This is a genomic window from Halomonas urumqiensis (genome assembly GCF_003028575.1).
GTDB classification, from domain to species: Bacteria; Pseudomonadota; Gammaproteobacteria; order Pseudomonadales; family Halomonadaceae; genus Halomonas; species Halomonas urumqiensis.
The window spans coordinates 153918-172537 of the sequence record NZ_PYUD01000003.1; the positions used below are offsets into that span (position 1 = coordinate 153918).

Sequence of the window (18620 nt, forward strand, 5' to 3'; positions counted from 1 at the left end):
TCACTCGGTCACTGTGCACTCGGTCCGGGACATGACACGTCGCCAGCCACCGCAACCGATGCCTAGCGGCCGCCGTAGCGCACCTTGATCTGCTGTTCAGTGAAATCGTCGAAGGCCATCTCGAGACAGATACCGGGCCAGTAGAAGGCGGCATGTCCGGTAGCTGGCCAGTAGGCAGCCGTGTAGATGGTGCCCAACCCACGGGCGTAATCGCGCCGAAACAATGGCGGCGCGGCAAAGGCCTCGAGCAGCCGCCCTTCGGTGGTGGCCTCATCATCGACCAGAATCGACAGCTGGCGCTCGCGAATCAGCGTCTCGGACGCCAGCGCGTGGGCATACCACTCGATCTTCTTCTGGTGGTTGGTGGCCACCGGAACCCGACGAATACTGGCACGCCGATCCGGCGCGATCATCGCCGTGACATAACGCCCGGCCGAGTCGGCCACGGTGATGTTATAGGCCATATGGGTCGGCACCCGGGCCAGCACCTCGGCCGCCTCGGGCACGCTGTCGCAGAACTCGAGGATATAACGCAGGATGATCGGCGCACCGAAGCCGACGCCCACCACCTTGCGCCCGCCAAACGACAACGAGACTGCCAATCCCCGGTCGTTGATGCCATCCAGGACTCCCCACAGGCAGTCGGTCATGGCGATCACGCGCCGCTCATTCCAGTGGGTATAGAGTAGCGTGCCCTCGCATAGCTCCGGCGGATAATCGTAGTTGCGCGCCAGCAGCGTGCTTGCCGGGCTTGCCAGTACCGCCTGGGAACATCCGGTGATATAAGGTGGCGGCTGAAACAGGCTCAGGAACCGCGAGGCCAGATCCCCCCCGCCCGCCAGGCCGCATAGTGCCTGGTAGGTAGGGACGAGTTCCGGCATGTGGGTGCGCAAGGCATTGAAACAGGCAAGGTACGCCGGACGCTCACGCTCACCTTCGGCCAGGTACCACGCCTCGTAGGCCGGCCAGTGAAGGTCGAACAACGACTTCCACCGAGGCCCTGGCGCATCCTCGCGCACGGCTTGAAACACCAGCGTCTTGTCCACATCGCCACCCGGCGCCTGTCCATGATGATAGGCGCTGTCCTTGCTCACAGTATCTTGAAGTTGCCGCCGCCAACCGCATGACTGACGGCAACCTCCTCCACCACCGGGTCCTGCAACGACTGGCCGGCGTACTGGCCACGAATGCCGTCGATCCAGGCCTTCGCGCGCTCGTTGAGCTGGAAGTCGTCGTCCATCAAGCGCCCGCGGGTGATCAGGATACCCAGGTCGGCACCCTCATAGCGGAAGTCGCCGGCCCCGCTGATGCGCAGGAAGAAGCCCTCCTGCTCATTCTCGGCGGCGTGGGGGTGGTAGCTGTAGTGGTCGTAGGCGATACCGCCGTCGGCGCCCATCTTCCACACCCCGGTTTGCGGCGCCTGAGTAAGCAGGTCGACGCTCTCGTCGGTGTGCTTGATCACCAGCTGGCTCCAGCTGTCGACACTGTCGGGGTGGGACCAGCGCTCGTTGATCTCGTCGATGTCGAGGTTGAAGTCGACATCGGAGAACTCAAGGAGATGGAACAGGAACAGCGGGATGTCCGAGTGGGCGAAGGCGGCCACGTTGGTCAACGAGCTGGCGCCGGTGACACGGGGATTGAGCTCACCGAGGTAAACCTCCTTGGTGTCCATGTCGATCAGGAAGTCGAGCTCGAAATAGCCGCGATAGCCCTCCTCGCGCAGCGCCTCGCCGAACTTGAAGGTGTACTCGCGGGCCTTGTCGCGCACTTCCTGGGTGAAGGCGCCGGCGAACATCTCGTTGCCGCACCAGCCGCCCTTGTAGGGCGTCAGCGACTTGAAGCCGACCAGCTCGGTCATCAACGGGCCCACCACGGTGCCGCAGCGGGTGGCGCAGGCCTCGATGGCCGAGCCGCGGCAGTTGATGCGCTTCATGATCTTGACCTCGGCCTCGGCCTCGATCTCCTCGGCGTGCTTGTAGTAATCCTCTTCGCTGGAGATGAAGAAGGTGGTGTGGCCGGAATCGCCGAAGGCGGTCTGCACCACCAGGTCGTCACCCAGCTCGCGACTCACCTCGCAGAGCTCCTGGTAGCTGCCCACCTTCGCCAGCACGTTGGGCACGCTCGGTACGCCGGCCTTGTTGCCGATACGCACCGTCTCGATCTTGTTGTCCATGCGTTGGCGAAGCGCCGCCGGCGGGAAGGCGATGCGCAGGCCAAGCTGCTTGCACACCTCCTCGGTGTGCTCGTCGAACATCAGGAACGCGGCAACGCCGGCATTATCGCCCGAGGCGCGGGACTGAATGAAATCAATTACCTCCTTGTGCTCCAGGAGGTAATTATTGATGTCCTCGATGCTCTCGAAGTCGCGGGGAAACTTCTCCTTGGGCACGAAGACATTGCGCTGCTGGCCATCGAAACAGTTGATGTAGTTGATGTGGCGGAAGTTACCCACCCAATCGCCGATGCCCAGCAGGTTGAAGTTGGTCGCCGAAATGAAATAGATCGGCTCCTTGTTGCTGAGGAAGTGGCGGCGGACATCGGCAATGGTTGTTATCTTGCTCATTGTTGTCGCTCCATCATTATCATTGACGTGGGGTGTTTCGTTGGCGGCAGGTCGCGCGGGCGAGGATGCCGACGCGGAGCCCTGTGTCGAATCCGCACCGAACCAGCGGCGCAGTGCACGTATCAGGGACTCCAGCATGGCGGTTTCTCCAAGTGTTGATGGACCGTCTTCATGGTCATGGTTGACAAGCCAGGCCCCGTAACGTCACTGGCCTGGTGTCATCACGAGCTCAGTACTCTTCGATGTCCGCACGCATCGGCTTGGCAAGCGGTCCCAGGGTGTCAAGGAATGGCGTCGAGCGTGTCTCGCTTTGGTACAGCGGGAAGTCGGCACTGCGGTCCCGAAAGCTCTTCAGCGGCTGACCGAGTCCGCGCAACCCGGTTTCCCGCTCGCGACGCACACGGTTCAGGTCGACCTCGATGGGCATCACCTCTTCGCCGGTTCCGGCCTGGTGGATCACGTCTCCCGAGGGCCCCACCACGATCGAGCGTCCGTTGCCGATGGCACCGGCGCCGTTGATGTCGAAGAAGTAACACTGATTGATCGCCGCATTGGTGCGAGCGATCGCCAGTTCAATGTCGCGGTCGATGGTGTCGGTCATGGTCGGGTGCAGAATCACCTCGGCGCCCATGGCGGCAAGCGTGCGAGTAGTTTCCGGGAACCACATGTCATAGCAGATAGAGACACCGAAGCGCGCAACGTTGGGCACATCGAAGGTAACGAACTCGGTACCGCTCTCCACGCCCGCCTCGTAAGGCCGGAACGGGAACATCTTGCGATAGCGGGCCACTACCTGGCCATGCGGGTTGATCACCGACAAGGTGTTGAAGACCTGATCCTCGATCTTCTCGAACATCGAACCGGGAATTAGCCAGATACGGTGCTGCTCGGCGATCTGGCAGAAAATCGCTTCGGTCTGGCTGGGAAGTGGCTGAGCATGATGGGGCGAGGCGCCCATCGGCATCAGCTCGCTGAAAAGCACCATCTGCACCTGCGGAAAGCGGCTCATCAGCACGTCGATCCGGTGGCGCATGGCTTCAGTATTGTCGCCGTGGTGCAGGGCATGCATCTGCACGCCAGCAATCGTGAAGTAGGACATCTTAGTCTCTCTGCGTCAGGCGATCTCGAATCATCCAGGGCGCTGTCGAACACTGACCGGCACTTGTGGAGCGCCGGAGGGATCGCCCGGCATCGAGTGAGCCTCCGCTCACCCGCATCTAGAGCTTATGCCAGATCGCGCCAACTGGAAATCAACGCTGAATTCTCGTTCATGAGAAATTTCATCTGACAGTGACAGGCAGCCTGTGGATGACGAGATCGGTAAGTGATGGACAAATCGGTCAGACGAAGTCAGCGGCGTTGAAACCCGCCGCGGGACGCTTGACCGTCTTGGTGACAATGTAGGTAAAGTAGCGCTCGATTCCGGCGTCACCCGTCAGCCAGGCATCAATCAGGCGCTGGTAGGCATCGATGGTAGCTGCCTCGACCTTGATCAGATAGTCGACCCCACCTCCCACGGCCACGCACTCGGTGACTTCAGGGGTCTGCTCGACCAGCGCCTCGAAACGCGCGAAGCTCTCGGCATTATGCGCCTTTAGTTCGATCTGCACCCACACCGGCGTGCGCTTGACCAGCGCAGCGGCATTGATGTTGGCACTGTAGCCTTCGATGATGCCGGCTTTCTCGAGGCGCCGCACCCGCTCCCAGCAGGGGCTGACAGACAGGTTGATGGCCTCTGCCAGCTTCGACTTGGTGATGCGTCCATCCGTGGACAGGATCTCGAGGATCTTGAGATCGTAACGATCGAGCTTCATGCGATTCTCTAGTAGTAGTGTCAGCCGGCGCCATGGGCAACGGCGGGAACATCAACCAAGCGTGTCCACCACATCGGCGATCACCGCGATGGTATCGCCCATGTTGACCAGTGCCGGGAAGCGCCGGGCGGCGAGGATACCATTTCGCTGGGCGCGATACTCGACCGGTGGCGTGCCGCTTCTGGTCATGTCGTAGATCCGTGCGATGACCTGTCCCTTCTGGACTTCGTCGCCGATGGCAAAAGCCAGTTCCAACAATCCCGTGTGCTCGCTCTGCACGTAGCAGCTGGCATCCGGCATATCCAGGTAGACCTGTGGCTCGGTGGGCATTTCCACCTCGCCATCGATCAACCCATAGTGGATCAGGAAATTGCGAACGCCGCGTTCGGTGATCGCCAGGCTCTCGGGGGTCGAGGTGCCACCACCGCCGAGCTCGGTGGCAACGAATATCTTGCCCTGGCTCTCCACTGCGGTATCGAAGAGTGCCGCGGCATCCAGTTCGAACATCATCATGGCATAGGGCGCACCGAAGGCCTTGGCGCCTTCCAGTGCCTGGCGCTGCTGTTCGGCGTCTTCCAGTACATGAGAGGCGCCGAACGGAATGATGTCGAGGGTGCGACCACCGGAGTGCAGGTCGAGCACCACGTCGCTCATCGGCACCATCACGCGAGTGAAGTAGTCGGCGATCTTTTCGGTGACGTTGCCGTCGGGGTCGCCCGGAAAGCTGCGGTTGAGGTTGCCGCCATCCATACCGGACGTGCGCTTGCCGGCCATGGCCGCCGGGATGTTCATCATCGGCACGATGATCACCCTGCCATGCACATCCTCGGCGGCAAGGCTGCTGGTGAGCTTCATCAGCGCGGTGATGCCCTCGTACTCGTCACCATGGTTGCCACCGGTCAGCAGGGCCGTGGGTCCCGCGCCGTTCTTGACCACGGTGACCGGAATCATCACCGCTCCCCAGGCCGATTCATCGGTGGAAATCGGCAGCTTCAGGAAGCCATGCTGAACGCCATCGGCATCGAAGTCGACGGTGGCGGAAATCGGGCTGGGTCGCTTGCTCATCTTGCCTGCTCCAGAAGTCTCAAGGGTCGAATCATTTCACGAACAGCTGGCGCGGAAAGTTTGCCAATGTCTCGCAGCCATCCTCGGTGATCAGGATGCTCTCGGTGATCTCGAGGCCCCAGTCGTCATCCCACAGACCGGGCATGAAGTGGAAGGTCATGCCCGGCTGCAGGATGGTTTCGTCCGAGGGGCGCAGGCTCATGGTGCGCTCGCCCCAGTCGGGTGGGTAGCTGATGCCAATCGGGTAGCCGCAGCGCGCACCGCCGCGGTCGAACCCGTACTTGTCCATGGCCGAGCCGAGGGCCATGGCGATATCAGCCGTACGGTTGCCGGGCTTGGCCACCGCCAGTCCATTCTCGATGCCCTCGAGCAGCGCCGACTCGGCACGGATGAACTCGGGCGGGGGCCTGCCGAGAAACACCGTTCGCGACATCGGCGCATGATAGCGCTTGTAGACGCCGGCGATCTCGAAGAAGGTGCCCTCGCCCTCGCGAAACGGGGTATCGTCCCAGGTCAAATGCGGGGCAGCGGCATCCTTGCCGGTAGGCAGCATCGGGACGATGGCGGGATAGTCACCACCGAACACGCGCCCGTTATCGTCGGTCCAGCCCTCGATGCCCACGCGGTAGATCTCCGATACCAGCTTGCTCTTGGGCAGGCCCGGCTCGATGACTTCGAGAATTCGCGAATGCATGCCCTCGACGATCTTCGCCGCCACCCGCATGTAGGCGACTTCCTGGGGTGACTTGATGGCTCGACACCAGTTGACCAACGCATTGGCATCCATGAAGCGCGCATGGGGCAGTTCGCGCAGCAGGCTCTGATAGGCCTTGGCGGAGAAGTAGTAGTTGTCCATTTCCATGCCCACCACGCCCTGGTGCCAGCCTCGATCCGGCATGATCGACTGGGCCAGGTAATCCATGGGGTGCATGTCCGGATTCTGCACGTAGTAATCCGGGTAGTAGGTGATGTTGTCGGGATGGATCCAGCAGGTACGCAACGCCCCGTTGGCATCCATACGCCGGCCATACCAGACTGGCTCGCCCTCCAGCCCCACCAGCACGCACTGGTGGACATAGAACGACCATCCATCATAACCAGTGAGCCAGGCCATGTTGGATGGATCGCTGATGATCAACACGTCGATGCCTCGACCGGCCATCTCGGCACGCACCTTCCACAAGCGGTTGGCATATTCCTCACGAGTGAAGGGCAGGTTTACCTGGTTCATTGGGCCACTCGCCATCGCAGCATCAAGAAAATCGGCCTTCTCTGGAAGGAGAAGGCCGGCCGGGGGTAGCGATTCACTGACCCCATGCCTTCGAAGGACAGAGGCCATGTCGTCCAAAAGGCAGCGGGGATTGTCCCCATGGAAGGGAGGTTACTTCCAACCCACGGTAGGCGGTCAAGCATTTCCTGAATCAGCTTGACCCTTGTTCATCGCGAGCACGGCGACCATCATGGAAATGTCCTGTCTCAAGGAGATGTCATGAAGGTTCTGGTTCATATCGATGAGGCCGATGCGTGGCGCGATGCGCTGGCCGAACGGCTGCCCGATGCCGAGGTGTTCACCAGCGCGGCACCCGCCGAGAAGCGCCGACAGGCCGACTACCTGGCAGCGTGGAAGCCCACCGCCGACCTGCTTGCCGAGCCCAGCCACCTCAAGGGTATCGTCAACCTCGGCGCCGGTGTGGATGCCCTGCTCGGCAACCCCAGCCTTCCAGCGGGTGTGCCCATCGTCAAGCTGCGCGATGCCGGCATGGCGGAGTTGATTGGTGACTACGTGCGCTACGGCGTGCTGCACTTCCAGCGCGACTTCGACCGCTACCGTCGCCAACAGCATCAACGTCAATGGCGGGAGCACGTGGTGTCCGACAAGGTCGACTGGCCGGTTGGGGTGCTGGGGCTCGGCGCCATCGGCGCCAAGGTCGCCACGATGATCGCCGCCGACGGGTTTCCGGTGCATGGCTGGAGCCGCTCGCCGAAGTCACTTGACGGCGTCACCTGCCACCACGGAGAGGAAGGGCTCGACAGCCTGCTTGGCCAGGTGCGCACGCTGGTGCTGCTGCTGCCCGACACGTCAGCGACCCGACATATCATCAATTCAAGGACACTGGCTCGATTGCCGGCCGGCGCCAGCTTGATCAATCCCGGGCGAGGCACCTTGATAAGTGAAGCGGCGCTGTTTGCCGCCCTGGGCAAGCCCGAGGATGGCGAGCAGAGTCACTTGCGCGGCGCGATCCTCGACGCCTTCCCCGAAGAGCCGCTACCCGAGTCGAGTCCGTTCTGGGCCCATCCCAGGGTCTGGGTCACCCCCCATATGGCTGGCCCCACCCCACTGGGAGCGGCGCTGGACCAGGTGGCGGATGCGCTGCGCGCCTTCGAAACCGGCAAGCCCCAGGAGACCGTGGACCCGGCCGCCGGTTATTGACGGCCGGACATTAACGGTGAGCCGCTACACGAAACGCGATTCGACACATAGGCTTGTCAGTGAGTCCCAGCGAACAAGCGGGAGGTAGGCAATGACTACTCAAGTGGAATACGGCCCTCACGATGCGCTGCTGATGGTGGACATGCAGAATGACTTCTGCGAGGGCGGTGCGCTGGCGGTGACCGGTGGCAATGCCTTGGTGCCCGGTATCAACGTCGAATGCACGCGGGCGTTGGCCGCAGGCGCTCTGGTGGTGGCCTCACGAGACTGGCATCCCATCGACCACGTGAGCTTCGCGCACCGCGGGGGGCCCTGGCCGGTGCACTGTGTACAGGATACACACGGCGCCGCCTTTCACCCGAACCTCGAGCTCCCCGATACAGTGATTCGTGTGAGCAAGGCCAGCGCCTTCGACTGCGATGCCTATTCGGCCTTCGATGGCACAGGGCTTGGAGGGTATCTCAAGGAGCGCGGTATCCAACGCGTCATCGTCTGCGGCCTGGCCCTGGATGTCTGCGTGCGCGCCACGCTGCTGGAAGCCCGCCGCGAGGGCTTCACCACACTTTTGCTGAGCTCCCTCAGTGCAGCGGTGGACCCATCGGCGCAAGGCGAGCTTCATAAGGAATTCGCGGCCGCCGATATTGAGGTCATTGCATGACATGGGCCAACTCACCTCAGGTCGATGACCATGACCTCGCACTGCTTACCGACCTCTACCAATTGACCATGCTGCAGGCATACTGGAAGGAGGGCATGTCCGAGCGCGCCACCTTCAGCCTGTTCTTTCGCAGACTGCCTCCCACGCGGCGCTTCATGCTGGCGTGCGGCCAGCAGCATGCCGCGGCGCTGGCTAGCCAACTGCGCTTCAAGGATCATCATCTGGCGATGCTCGAGGACACCGGCCAGTTCGATGCACGCTTCCTGAAGTGGCTTGGCGACTGGCGATTCAGCGGCGATATCTGGTGCCTGCCGGAGGGAACGCCGGTGTTCGCCAATCAACCACTGATGGAAGTGGACGCCCCGATTGCCGAGGCGCAGCTGCTCGAAAGCCTGATCATGAACCTGGTGCAACTCGAAACGCTGCTGGCCTCCAAGGCAGTGCGCCTGGTGCTGGCCGCGCGGGGGCACCCGGTGGTGGATTTCGGCATGCGCCGCATGCACGGCATCGATGCCGCGGTGCGTGGCGTGCGCGCCTACCGCACCGCCGGGCTCGACGGCACCAGCAACGTACTCGGCGGGCTGCGCCATGGGCTGGCGCTGCGTGGCACCATGGCGCATAGCTACATTCTCGCCCATGACGATGAACGCGAGGCCTTCCGCGCCTTCACCCGCAATTACCCTGCCACCACGTTGCTGGTGGATACCCACGACACCCTGGCCGCGGTCGACAAGATCATCGACCTGCTGGCCGAGGAACCGACCCTCGAGGTTGCCGCGATTCGCCTGGACTCCGGTGACCTTGGCGAACTGGCGACAGCCGCCCGCGACCGCCTGGATGCCGCGGGGCATGCGGACATCCGCATCATCGCCAGCAGCGGTCTGGACGAACACCGGATCGCTGCATTGCTCGACGAAGGCGCGCCGATCGACGCCTTCGGCGTTGGCACCCAGATGGGGGTATCAGCGGATGCCCCGGTGATCGACCTCTCCTACAAGCTGGTGGAGTACGCCGGCATACCGCGCCTCAAGCACTCCCCCGGCAAGGTCAACCTGCCAGGGCGCAAGCAGCTCTATCGCCATCATGACGAGAGTGGACAGCTCGCCGGTGACACCCTCGCCTTGCGCGATGAGGCACTAGCGACAGGCGAGCCGTTGCTGATCCCGCTGGTACACAATGGGCAGCTGCTCGAAGACGGCATGGCGCTGGCCTTCACTGCCCGCGAACGCGTACAGCGGGTGCTGCAACAGATGCCCGCTTCGCTTCGCGAACTCCCCCCGGGCGAGAGTGACTATCCCGTCACGCTGAGTGACGGGCTCGAGGCCCTCGCCTCGCGATACTGATATCTCACACCTTCCACCCCTTACACACGACGCCGCCGCGGTCGTCATGACCGCGGCGGCGAAGGATGGCACTTGCCCGATGGTGGGCAGTGCCAGCGGCTTACAGAGGCTGCTTGGTCGGCCGCAGAATCAGCTCGTTGATATCCACATCGGCCGGCTGCTCGATGGCAAAGGCGATCGCCCGTGCCACGGCATCGGCGTCGATGGCCATCTCGTAGAGCTCGTTTACCCCCTTGGCGGTTTCTGGATCACTGATGGTGGTGGTGAGCTCGGTCGCCACCGCCCCCGGGGAGATATTGGTGGAGCGAATCTCCTCGCCGCCTTCCTGGCGAATCCCCTCGGAAATCGCCTTGACCGCGTACTTGGTGGCGCAGTAGACCGCCGCCGACGGAAACACCACGTGGCCAGCCACCGAAGAGAGGTTGATGATGTGGCCGGCATGCTGTTCGCGCATGGTCGGGAGCACCGCGGCTACCCCATACAGCACGCCCTTGATGTTGACGTCGATCATCTGGTCCCACTCGTCGACCTTGAGCTGATCAAGCGGTGACAGCGGCATCAGGCCGGCGTTGTTGACCAGCACATCGATGCGTCCATAGGCCTCCTTGGCGGCCTGTGCCAGGGATTCCACCTGCTCCCGGTCGGTGACATCGGTGACGCGGTAGATGGCTTCGCCACCCTGGGCAACGATGTCATCACGCAGCGCCTGGAGTCGCTCTTCACGACGCGCACCAAGCACCAGCTTCGCACCAGCCTTGGCCAGGCGGTGCGCGGTGGCTTCGCCAAGACCGCTGCTGGCCCCGGTAATGATCACGACCTTGCCATTGATCTCTGACATATATTGCTCCTTTTGCCCTGGGTCTCAGGGCGGGTTGATGGATCTGTTAATGGAACAGTTGATGGAACTGATAAAGGAATCGGCCAGGTGAATCGGGTCGACGATGAAGCGGCGAGAAGGGAGGCGTTCAGCTCGCCTTGGCCTGACCGGGCACCAACAGGTGGGTGAAGAGAATCCTCTCGAAACACTCCATTGGCTGCAGTGACTTGACGGTCTTGGCACGCAATATGGCGCCCTCCCAACCCGCCATGATGAAACCAGCCAGCGCTTCGAGTTCGGATTCGGCGTCGAGCTCACCAGCGTCGCGGGCCGCCTCCAGGCACTCGACGAGGCGAGCTTCCCAACCACGAAACACCTGGTCGAGACGCGCACGAAATCGCTCACTGTGGGCGGAAAGCTCCTGGCCAAGATTGCCGATCAGACACCCCCTGCAGTGATCCCACGACGCCATGTCGGCCTTGCCCACTTCCAGATACCGGCGCAGTCGTTGCAGAGGAGACAGCGAGAGATCCTCGAAAATGACCGCCAAGCGAGCGTCATACTCCTCCGCGAAGGCGTCGATCACGGCCAGGCCGAAATCCTCCTTGCTGGAGAAATAGTGATAGAAGGAGCCCTTGGGAACTCCTGCACGGGTCAATACGGCATTGATGCCGGTGGCGGTGTACCCCTGCTCGGCTATCAGCTCGGCGCCAATCCGGATCAGGCTGTCGCGGGTCTTTTGTGTCTTCATGCCGATAAAACTAGACCGGTCGTCTAGCTATGTCAAGCTGAGTCAGGTCAAGCCGAGTCGGAACAGCCGCATGCCACGGCGCGGGGGAACCCTGCGCGCGCCTGGCGTTCTGACCCAGGGTCGGCGCTGCCGGCGAAACGTCCCTTTGCGAGGAAAATCGATGCGCGTACTGTCCCCCTGTCTGGCGTCGTGGTTCATTAGCCTCGCCATGCTGCTTGCCCTGGCGACCCCTAGTGCTGCCGAGACAACACCCGCCACCCCCTTTTCCGCCCGCTATCAGTTGGAAGTCAGCGGCTGGCCAAACACCACCGTTGGCCACCGGCTGACCCGCGAAAGTGGTCATTGGCAGAGTCATATGGAAGCCTCGCTGGCGGTGGCCCAGGGCAGTGAACGTAGCCGTTTCATCATCGAGGATGGCAACGTGACGGCGATCAATTACGCCAGTGGTTACTCGCTCATGGGCATTGGAAACGACTATCGACTCACCCCCGAGGAACTCACGCATCTGCCTGACCGCCAGACGGCGCTCTTCGAACTGTCCCGGCGTGCCATTGCCGGCCAGGACTGCACGACCGGCAAGGGCTGCCGGCTGGACTACCTGGACCATCGCGGACGTCCCGAGCGCATCGACTACCGCCTGCTGGAACCTGTGCCACTCTCGTTGCCTGCTGGAGAGTTCGAGGCGGTGACCGTGGAAGTCACAGAGCCCGACGAGCCCGAGCGCAGGCTGGTCTTTCATTTTCACTCCGAGCTTCCCGGCCTGCTGCTCGGCATGGAGTACCACCGCGATGGTGAACGGCGCAGCCGGCTCGCCCTCTCCGCCCTGTCGCTTGCCCAGTGATAGGCTTTCCCTCTCCCAGACGTTATCCCGGTCGTCATCCTGCTCGATAGGCTGCTAAAGTAACGGCCTTCCGCCGCGCCCACCGGCGCGTAGAGAATGGACTCTCGATAACGGGCTCTCGATAAGGGACTTTCGATGCTTACCGGTCTTGTGATCGTGCTGCTGCCGCTACTGCTCGGTTACCTGGTACCGGTGCGCAACGCCCTCGTCCAGGGACTGATCAATCGCGGCGTGAACGCGTCGGTATATGTGATCCTGCTGCTGATGGGCGTGAGCCTTGCAGGCCTCGATGACCTCACCAGCCAATTCGCGCGCATGGGCGGCGCGGCCTTGACCTTGTTCGCGGTCACCGGTGTTCTCAATCTGGCCGGGTTGTGGTGGCTCTCGCGGCGGCTCGGCCTTAAGGCCGACCCCTCGCGGGTGGTGGCGGGTGCGCCGACCAGCAAGTTCGTGGCCATGGCCGGCTCGCTGGCGCTGGTCGGCGTCGTGGTGATCGGCGTGGTGCTGGGGCTTGTTGGCGGCCGGTTGATGGGCGAAGCACTACATGGGCATGCCGAGACGCTGGCCGAGTGGGTGCTCTACGCCCTGCTGGCGCTAATCGGTTGCCAGTTGCGCAACTCCGGCATGCCACTCAAGCAGATCCTGCTCAATCGCCACGGCCTGGCCATCGCCATGACCCTGGCGACCACCTCCTTGCTGGGTGGCCTGATCGCCGCACCGCTACTGTCGCTCTCCTGGAACGAAGGGCTCGCCATGGCCGCCGGCTTCGGCTGGTATTCGCTGTCCGGCATCCTGGTGGGTGACCAGCTCGGCCCTCTGCTCGGCGCGGTGGCGTTCTTCAATGACCTGGCCCGTGAACTGCTGGCCTTCGTGCTGATTCCCCTGGTCATCCGCCGTCATGCGGCGCTGGCCATCGGCTTTGGCGGCGCCACATCGATGGATTTCACGCTGCCGGTCATCCAGCAGCATGGCGGCGTCGGCTGCGTGCCGATCGCTGTGGTCAGCGGGTTCATCCTCTCGTTGCTCTCTCCGCCGCTGATCCTGTTCTTCCTGTCGCTTTAAAGCGACACCGGCGCACCCGGATTGCACCCTGCTTGCACATTGCCTGACCATTCACTGCATCGCCTGCAGCGATACTGATGGATCGGTCACTCGCGTCGAACCTCGCTGGTGCTCAGCCCGCCACACCGCCATGGAGCCATGATCATGCCCCTTCGCCTGCCTCGACCGGCTGTTTCGCGCCTGGGCATCAAGTTGTTCGCGGTCATCCTGCTGGTCAACGTGATCATCTCGGGGCTGGTGTTCCTGGGGGTTTCAAGAAGCCTCGACCAGGGCTTTCTCGAGTATCTCGACACCACCCAGACCAACCGCGCCGAGACCCTTGCCGAGGGCCTCGGCGAGGAATGGGCAAGACGCGGCGACTGGGAGTGGCTACGTGCCTCGCCACGCATCTGGGACCGCCTGGTACGCCGCCAGCTGTGGCCGGGTGCCGGGCCGCCGCCACACGGTATCGAGCGGCGCCTGGGCGAAGCCAAGGACTTCGTGCTGCATGACGCCGAAGGCTTACCAGTGATCGGCCTGCCACCGGATGACGACGAAGAATCGGCCACGCTGCGCTGGCTGCCCATCGAACATCAGGGGCAGCGCGTCGGCACCCTGGGTTATCGCCCGCCGGAGCAATTGATGGCACGCATGGACCGTATCTTCCTGGCTCGCCAGCAGCGCAGCCTGGCCATCATCGTGGGATCGCTCGGTATCGCATCGTTGCTGCTGGCCGGCGGCCTTTCGTGGTGGCTCGGGGGGCGGACACGCGGCATGGCCCTTGCCACGCGCCGCCTCACCGAGGGTGACTACAGCATCCGCCTGACCGAACGTGGCCGTGATGAACTGTCGCGACTGGCCCATGACTTCAATGTCCTGGCCGCCACGCTCGAAGCCAGCCGCGAGGCGCGCAGCCGATGGGTTTCCGACATCGCCCACGAACTGCGCACACCTCTGGCGGTGCTGCGCGGCGAGATCGAGGCGATGCAGGACGGCATTCGCAAGCTCGACCAGCACAACCTGCATTCGCTGGCCCAGGAGGTCGGCCAGTTGGAGCGGCTGGTGGCCGACCTGCGGCTGCTCTCGCAGAGCGACGCCGGGGCGCTCGAGGTGCAACTCGCGCCACTGGACCTGGCCGAAACCCTCGCCGAGCGACTCGATGAGGCCGCGGGATGGCTCGAGGACAGCGGCATTGAGCTCGAGCGCCACATCCATGGCGCGGCAAGGATTCGCGGCGATGCCCAGCGGCTGCGCCAGCTGTGGAACAACCTGCTCGACAACACCTGCGCCTATACCCGCGCCCCCGGAAAGCTGCGGGTAAGCCTTGGCGGCGATGACACCCATGTCACCGTGAGCTGGGAAGACAGCTCGCCGGGTGTGCCGGAGAGCGAACTGCCGCGCCTGACCGAGCGTCTCTACCGTGTCGAGGGTTCGCGCAACCGCGCCAGCGGAGGCAGTGGTCTTGGTCTCTCCATCGCGATAGCTCTGGCCAAGGCGCATGGCGCCGAGATGACCCCCTCGTCCTCGGCGCTTGGTGGGTTATGCTGGACACTGACATTCCAGCGGCTCGATTCAACCGCGTGATGATTAAAACCCCCATCCCGGGCCCCGAGGGAGGACACCCATGAGCCAGCAGGACACCCGCGAGCAGCGCATCCTGATCGTAGAGGACGAGCCCAAGATCGCCCGGCTGGTGGCCGATTACCTGGAAGGCAGCGGCTTCGCCACCCACCATCTGGATCATGGTGACAGCGTGCTTGCCTGGCTCGACCAGGCAAGGCACCACGAGCACATGCCGGCGCTGGTGCTGCTCGACCTGATGCTGCCCGGTACTGACGGCCTGACGCTGTGCCGCGAGATTCGCCAACGCTGGCCACACATCGCCGTGGTAATGCTCACCGCGCGGGTCGAGGAAGTCGACCGGCTGCTGGGGCTGGAACTGGGCGCCGACGACTACATCTGCAAGCCTTTCAGCCCACGCGAGGTGGTGGCTCGGGTCAAGGCGGTGCTGCGTCGCAGCCTGGCGCTATCCGATCCTGGCGCGCAGTCCGGCAGTGACCTGGTGCTCGATGATGATGGCTGGCGGGCGCTGGCCGATGGCCAGGACCTCGCGCTCACCGCCGTGGAGTTCCAACTGCTCAAGGTGATGATGCATGCGCCGGGACGCATCTTCTCCCGCGACCAGTTGATGGACCACATGTATCGCGACCACCGCATCGTCTCGGAGCGCACCGTGGACAGCCACGTCAAGAAACTGCGCCGCAAGATTGGCGAGGTGTGGCCGGAACGCGAGGTGATCCGCTCTGTCTATGGAGTGGGCTACAAGTACCAGCCCGAAGAATGACGGTTTCGCCGCCTGACAACCCACCGGATTCGTGCATCGCATGCACCGCCTTTGCACCTTCACTGCATGGCATTTGCACAGGATGGGGCGAGACTGGGAACGTCAACCCAAGGCTTACAGGAGTGCCACCATGAACGCTTCCCTTTCACGCGGTTTCCTTGCCCCAGCGCTACTTGCCCTGGCCATCGCCCCCCTATCGCTTGCCGCCCTTGCCAGCCATCATGGAGACGGCCAGCATGGTGACGGCAAGCATGGCGAAAGGTATCACCACGGCTGGCACGAGCAGCGTGCCGAGCACCATGCCGAACGACGTGACGCAATGTTCGAACGCGCCGGAATCGATGCCGAGACACGCGAGGCCCTGGACAACGCGCGCAGCGAACACCATGACGCTCTGCGTGAGCTCCATGAGGCGCATCGGCAGCGGGTTGACGAGATTCTCGACGAAGAGCAACGCGAGGCTCTGAAGCAGGCACGCCACGACATGCACGAGGAGGCGCGCCAGCAACATCGCGAGGCAAGGGAAGCGCGCCTGCAGGCACTGGTCGATGGCTGGGAGCTTTCGGACGAGGCGCGCGAGACCCTGCGCGAGACCCGGGAAAGCATCTATACCGATCTTTCCGAGTTTCGCGAACGTGACTTCGATTCGCGTGAGGAGCGCCGCGAGGCCATGCGTGAGTTGCGCCAGTCTCACCACGCCGCCCTGGCCGAGGTGCTGAGCGAAGAGCAACTCGAGGAGCTCGAGGATGCCATGTCGCCCAAAGGCAAGCGCGGCCATGGCAAAGGACATCGCGGCCATGACAAAGGTCAGCAAGGCAAGGGGCACCATGAAAAGGGCGGTGAACACGGGAATCGCCAAGACGACTGAACGCGCTGCCACCCCAGACCCCGCAACACGCGATAAAATGGCCGCCCCTTCTCGGGGGCGGCCATTTTGGTCCGGCGGATGATGCGAAGGGTAACGGCGTTTAGTTGTACAGCACACCAGGCAGCCAGAACACGATGCCCGGCACCATGTAGAGAATGAACATCGCCACGAACACCATCAGCAGGAACGGCGCGATCCCGATGAAAATATCGCCGAGCTCGATGCCCTTGGGTGCGATGCCCTTGAGGTAGAACGCCGACATCGCCATGGGAGGGGTCAAGAACGAGGTCTGGATATTAAGCGCCACCAGCACGCCGAAGAACAACGGATCGATGCCGAACATGTGCAGCAGTGGCAGGAAGATCGGCACGAAGATGATGATGATCTCGGTCCACTCCAGTGGCCAGCCGAGGATGAAGATCATCAACTGCGCCAACAGCAGGAACTGCAGGGGCGAAAGCGACAGGCCACTGATCCAGTGCTCGATCAACGAGTGGCCATCGAGCAGCGAGAACACCGACGAGAATATCCACGAGCCGACGAACAGCCAGCACACCATGGCGCTGGTGCGTGCGGTGAGAAAGACCGCCTCACGCAACCGCTCGAAGGTCAGTTGCCGGTACGCCGCGGCCAGCAGGATGGCACCCAGTGCGCCGATCCCCGCCGCCTCGTGGGGCGTGGCAAGGCCGAACAGGATCGCGCCAAGCACCGCCATGATCAATACGAACAGCGGCACGAAGGACGTCAGCAACCCCCAGTAGACCGTCTTGAGCGGCACATTGAGCCGCTCGGGCGGCAACTTCGGCGCCACCGAGGGATTGATCATCGCCCGCCCCATCACATACAGGATGTACAGGCCGGCCAGCAACAGTCCGGGAATCAGCGCCGCGGCATACAGCCGAACCACCGAGACGCCGGCCATGGCGCCGTACAGAATCAGCATGATGCTGGGCGGTATAAGGATGCCCAGGCACCCACCGGCGCAGATCACCCCGCTCGACAGCCGCTTGTCGTAGCCGGCATTGAGCATCGCCGGCAGCGCCAGCAACCCCATCAGCGTCACCACGGCCCCGACGATACCGGTGGCGGTGGCGAACAGTGCGCAGGTGATCAGGCTCGCCACCGCAAGGGATGCCGGCATGCCGCGAGCCGCCAGTTGCAGGCTGGAAAACAGCCTGTCGAGGATGTTCGCCCGTTCGACCATGTACCCCATGAACAGGAACAGTGGCACGGCAATCAACACGTCGTTGGACATGACGCCATAGGTACGCTGCACCAGTAGCGAGAAGATGATGTCGCCGATGGCGAAATAGCCAAAGCCGATACCCATGGCGATCAGCGTGAAGGCGATAGGAAAGCCGAGCATGATCAGGATGACCAGCATACCCAGCATCATCATGCCGATTTCTGGCTGGCTCATGAGCGGCCCTCCCCATTGTCCGACTCGACAGCGTCGATTTCGTCCTGCTTGTTGACCGGCACCTGGATCTCCTCCACGTCGCCAAGGCGACGCGGCCACGCACCCTGTTTCAGGCAGAGTATGCAGCGACACACCTCGGCCATGCCCTGCAGTGCCAGCAACGCGGCACAGGCGGGAATCACGAACTTGTAAGGCCAGATGGGCGGCCCACCGGGGGTGAAGGAGCTGTGTTCATCCTGGCGAAACGAGATCCCGAAGAAATCCCAGCCACTCCACACCAGGGCGATGATGCCCGGAAAGAAAAACAGCAGGTAGAGCACGAGCTCCAGCCCGGCCTGCATGCGGGTCGGGAAGTAGCGGGATACCACATCGGCTCGCACATGGGCATTGTGTGCAAGCGCATAGGCACCGCTCATCATGAACAGAGTGCCGTAGAGCATGTAGCTGGTGTCATAGGCCCAGGTAGTGGGAGCGCCCAGGACATAGCGCATGAAGACCTCGTAGCTCACCACGAAGGTCAGAAGCAGGATGCTCCAGGCGAACAGCTTGCCCACCCAGGTACTGATATGGTCGATGAAGAAGATGAAGCGCATGGCGACCTCTCACCGATGGGCGCCGCCCCTCCGGAGCGGCGCCCTGGTCTCGAACCAGGCGCCTTCCTGGC

General features: G+C 62.9%; 18 protein-coding genes. 8 read left to right on the top strand and 10 right to left on the bottom strand.

Annotated features, from left to right (window positions below; genetic code table 11):
- Window positions 1-62: 62 nt before the first annotated feature.
- From C6V82_RS10535 to doeA, 6 genes are all read right to left on the bottom strand, one after another.
- Entirely contained in the window at window positions 63-1094 is a 1032-nt protein-coding gene (locus C6V82_RS10535; RefSeq protein ID WP_102588243.1) for a C45 family autoproteolytic acyltransferase/hydrolase, read from the bottom strand.
- Entirely contained in the window at window positions 1091-2563 is a 1473-nt protein-coding gene (locus tag C6V82_RS10540; RefSeq protein WP_102588363.1) for a biotin carboxylase, read from the bottom strand. The genes C6V82_RS10535 and C6V82_RS10540 overlap by 4 nt, the downstream gene beginning before the upstream one ends.
- 229 nt (window positions 2564-2792) lie before the next feature.
- Window positions 2793-3662 carry a carbon-nitrogen hydrolase family protein gene (locus C6V82_RS10545; protein ID WP_102588242.1) on the bottom strand — a complete coding sequence of 290 codons (870 nt, stop codon included), beginning with the start codon at window positions 3660-3662 and terminating at the stop codon, window positions 2793-2795.
- A 241-nt stretch (window positions 3663-3903) separates the two neighbouring features.
- Window positions 3904-4377, bottom strand: a complete 474-nt coding sequence (locus C6V82_RS10550) for an Lrp/AsnC family transcriptional regulator (protein WP_102588241.1) — start codon at window positions 4375-4377, stop codon at window positions 3904-3906.
- 51 nt (window positions 4378-4428) lie between these two features.
- Entirely contained in the window at window positions 4429-5442 is a 1014-nt protein-coding gene (doeB, locus tag C6V82_RS10555; protein WP_102588240.1) for a N(2)-acetyl-L-2,4-diaminobutanoate deacetylase DoeB, read from the bottom strand.
- A gap of 31 nt (window positions 5443-5473) precedes the next feature.
- The gene (gene doeA / locus C6V82_RS10560) at window positions 5474-6673 is read right to left on the bottom strand and encodes an ectoine hydrolase DoeA (RefSeq protein ID WP_102588239.1); all 1200 of its coding nucleotides are present in this window, start codon (window positions 6671-6673) and stop codon (window positions 5474-5476) included.
- Between the two features lie 258 nt (window positions 6674-6931).
- Here doeA and C6V82_RS10565 point away from each other — a divergent pair, with 258 nt between their 5' ends.
- The 3 genes from C6V82_RS10565 (at window position 6932) to C6V82_RS10575 (ending at window position 9874) form a co-directional block, all read left to right on the top strand.
- The gene (locus C6V82_RS10565; protein ID WP_102588238.1) at window positions 6932-7873 is read left to right on the top strand and encodes a 2-hydroxyacid dehydrogenase; all 942 of its coding nucleotides are present in this window, start codon (window positions 6932-6934) and stop codon (window positions 7871-7873) included.
- 91 nt (window positions 7874-7964) lie between these two features.
- A complete protein-coding gene (locus tag C6V82_RS10570) occupies window positions 7965-8531 on the top strand; it encodes an isochorismatase family protein (RefSeq protein WP_102588237.1) in 567 nt (188 codons plus the stop codon).
- Window positions 8528-9874: a nicotinate phosphoribosyltransferase gene (locus C6V82_RS10575; RefSeq protein ID WP_102588236.1), complete on the top strand. Its 1347-nt coding sequence runs from the start codon at window positions 8528-8530 to the stop codon at window positions 9872-9874. The genes C6V82_RS10570 and C6V82_RS10575 overlap by 4 nt, the downstream gene beginning before the upstream one ends.
- Before the next feature lie 100 nt (window positions 9875-9974).
- On the opposite strand, the gene C6V82_RS10580 is transcribed toward C6V82_RS10575, so the two are convergent.
- Window positions 9975-10712: an SDR family oxidoreductase gene (locus tag C6V82_RS10580; RefSeq protein ID WP_102588235.1), complete on the bottom strand. Its 738-nt coding sequence runs from the start codon at window positions 10710-10712 to the stop codon at window positions 9975-9977.
- A 127-nt stretch (window positions 10713-10839) separates the two neighbouring features.
- A complete protein-coding gene (locus C6V82_RS10585; RefSeq protein WP_102588234.1) occupies window positions 10840-11442 on the bottom strand; it encodes a TetR/AcrR family transcriptional regulator in 603 nt (200 codons plus the stop codon).
- 160 nt (window positions 11443-11602) lie between these two features.
- On the opposite strand from C6V82_RS10585, the gene C6V82_RS10590 reads away from it, so the two are divergent.
- The 5 genes from C6V82_RS10590 (at window position 11603) to C6V82_RS18115 (ending at window position 16536) form a co-directional block, all read left to right on the top strand.
- Entirely contained in the window at window positions 11603-12283 is a 681-nt protein-coding gene (locus tag C6V82_RS10590; RefSeq protein WP_102588233.1) for a hypothetical protein, read from the top strand.
- Between the two features lie 135 nt (window positions 12284-12418).
- Window positions 12419-13345: a LysO family transporter gene (locus tag C6V82_RS10595; protein WP_102588232.1), complete on the top strand. Its 927-nt coding sequence runs from the start codon at window positions 12419-12421 to the stop codon at window positions 13343-13345.
- A 144-nt stretch (window positions 13346-13489) separates the two neighbouring features.
- The gene (locus tag C6V82_RS10600) at window positions 13490-14908 is read left to right on the top strand and encodes an ATP-binding protein (protein ID WP_373297592.1); all 1419 of its coding nucleotides are present in this window, start codon (window positions 13490-13492) and stop codon (window positions 14906-14908) included.
- Between the two features lie 40 nt (window positions 14909-14948).
- Window positions 14949-15668 (top strand): response regulator, encoded by a 720-nt coding sequence (locus tag C6V82_RS10605; RefSeq protein WP_102588230.1) that lies wholly within the window; start codon window positions 14949-14951, stop codon window positions 15666-15668.
- A gap of 130 nt (window positions 15669-15798) precedes the next feature.
- The gene (locus tag C6V82_RS18115; protein ID WP_180978280.1) at window positions 15799-16536 is read left to right on the top strand and encodes a hypothetical protein; all 738 of its coding nucleotides are present in this window, start codon (window positions 15799-15801) and stop codon (window positions 16534-16536) included.
- 100 nt (window positions 16537-16636) lie between these two features.
- Here C6V82_RS18115 and C6V82_RS10615 read toward each other — a convergent pair whose 3' ends face one another.
- Complete coding sequence (locus C6V82_RS10615) at window positions 16637-17956, bottom strand: TRAP transporter large permease (RefSeq protein WP_102588229.1); 1320 nt, start codon at window positions 17954-17956, stop codon at window positions 16637-16639.
- Window positions 17953-18549, bottom strand: a complete 597-nt coding sequence (locus C6V82_RS10620; protein ID WP_102588228.1) for a TRAP transporter small permease subunit — start codon at window positions 18547-18549, stop codon at window positions 17953-17955. The genes C6V82_RS10615 and C6V82_RS10620 overlap by 4 nt, the downstream gene beginning before the upstream one ends.
- Between the last annotated feature and the right edge of the window lie 71 nt (window positions 18550-18620).

Bases quoted from the DNA above. Each gene is read 5' to 3' on its own strand.
- C6V82_RS10540 (WP_102588363.1), bottom strand. From the start codon at position 2,563: ATGAGCAAGATAACAACCATTGCCGATGTCCGCCGCCACTTCCTCAGC.
- C6V82_RS10545 (WP_102588242.1), bottom strand. From the start codon at position 3,662: ATGTCCTACTTCACGATTGCTGGCGTGCAGATGCATGCCCTGCACCAC.
- C6V82_RS10550 (WP_102588241.1), bottom strand. From the start codon at position 4,377: ATGAAGCTCGATCGTTACGATCTCAAGATCCTCGAGATCCTGTCCACG.
- doeB (WP_102588240.1), bottom strand. From the start codon at position 5,442: ATGAGCAAGCGACCCAGCCCGATTTCCGCCACCGTCGACTTCGATGCC.
- doeA (WP_102588239.1), bottom strand. From the start codon at position 6,673: ATGAACCAGGTAAACCTGCCCTTCACTCGTGAGGAATATGCCAACCGC.
- C6V82_RS10565 (WP_102588238.1), top strand. From the start codon at position 6,932: ATGAAGGTTCTGGTTCATATCGATGAGGCCGATGCGTGGCGCGATGCG.
- C6V82_RS10570 (WP_102588237.1), top strand. From the start codon at position 7,965: ATGACTACTCAAGTGGAATACGGCCCTCACGATGCGCTGCTGATGGTG.
- C6V82_RS10575 (WP_102588236.1), top strand. From the start codon at position 8,528: ATGACATGGGCCAACTCACCTCAGGTCGATGACCATGACCTCGCACTG.
- C6V82_RS10580 (WP_102588235.1), bottom strand. From the start codon at position 10,712: ATGTCAGAGATCAATGGCAAGGTCGTGATCATTACCGGGGCCAGCAGC.
- C6V82_RS10585 (WP_102588234.1), bottom strand. From the start codon at position 11,442: ATGAAGACACAAAAGACCCGCGACAGCCTGATCCGGATTGGCGCCGAG.
- C6V82_RS10590 (WP_102588233.1), top strand. From the start codon at position 11,603: ATGCGCGTACTGTCCCCCTGTCTGGCGTCGTGGTTCATTAGCCTCGCC.
- C6V82_RS10595 (WP_102588232.1), top strand. From the start codon at position 12,419: ATGCTTACCGGTCTTGTGATCGTGCTGCTGCCGCTACTGCTCGGTTAC.
- C6V82_RS10600 (WP_373297592.1), top strand. From the start codon at position 13,490: ATGCCCCTTCGCCTGCCTCGACCGGCTGTTTCGCGCCTGGGCATCAAG.
- C6V82_RS10605 (WP_102588230.1), top strand. From the start codon at position 14,949: ATGAGCCAGCAGGACACCCGCGAGCAGCGCATCCTGATCGTAGAGGAC.
- C6V82_RS18115 (WP_180978280.1), top strand. From the start codon at position 15,799: ATGAACGCTTCCCTTTCACGCGGTTTCCTTGCCCCAGCGCTACTTGCC.
- C6V82_RS10615 (WP_102588229.1), bottom strand. From the start codon at position 17,956: ATGAGCCAGCCAGAAATCGGCATGATGATGCTGGGTATGCTGGTCATC.
- C6V82_RS10620 (WP_102588228.1), bottom strand. From the start codon at position 18,549: ATGCGCTTCATCTTCTTCATCGACCATATCAGTACCTGGGTGGGCAAG.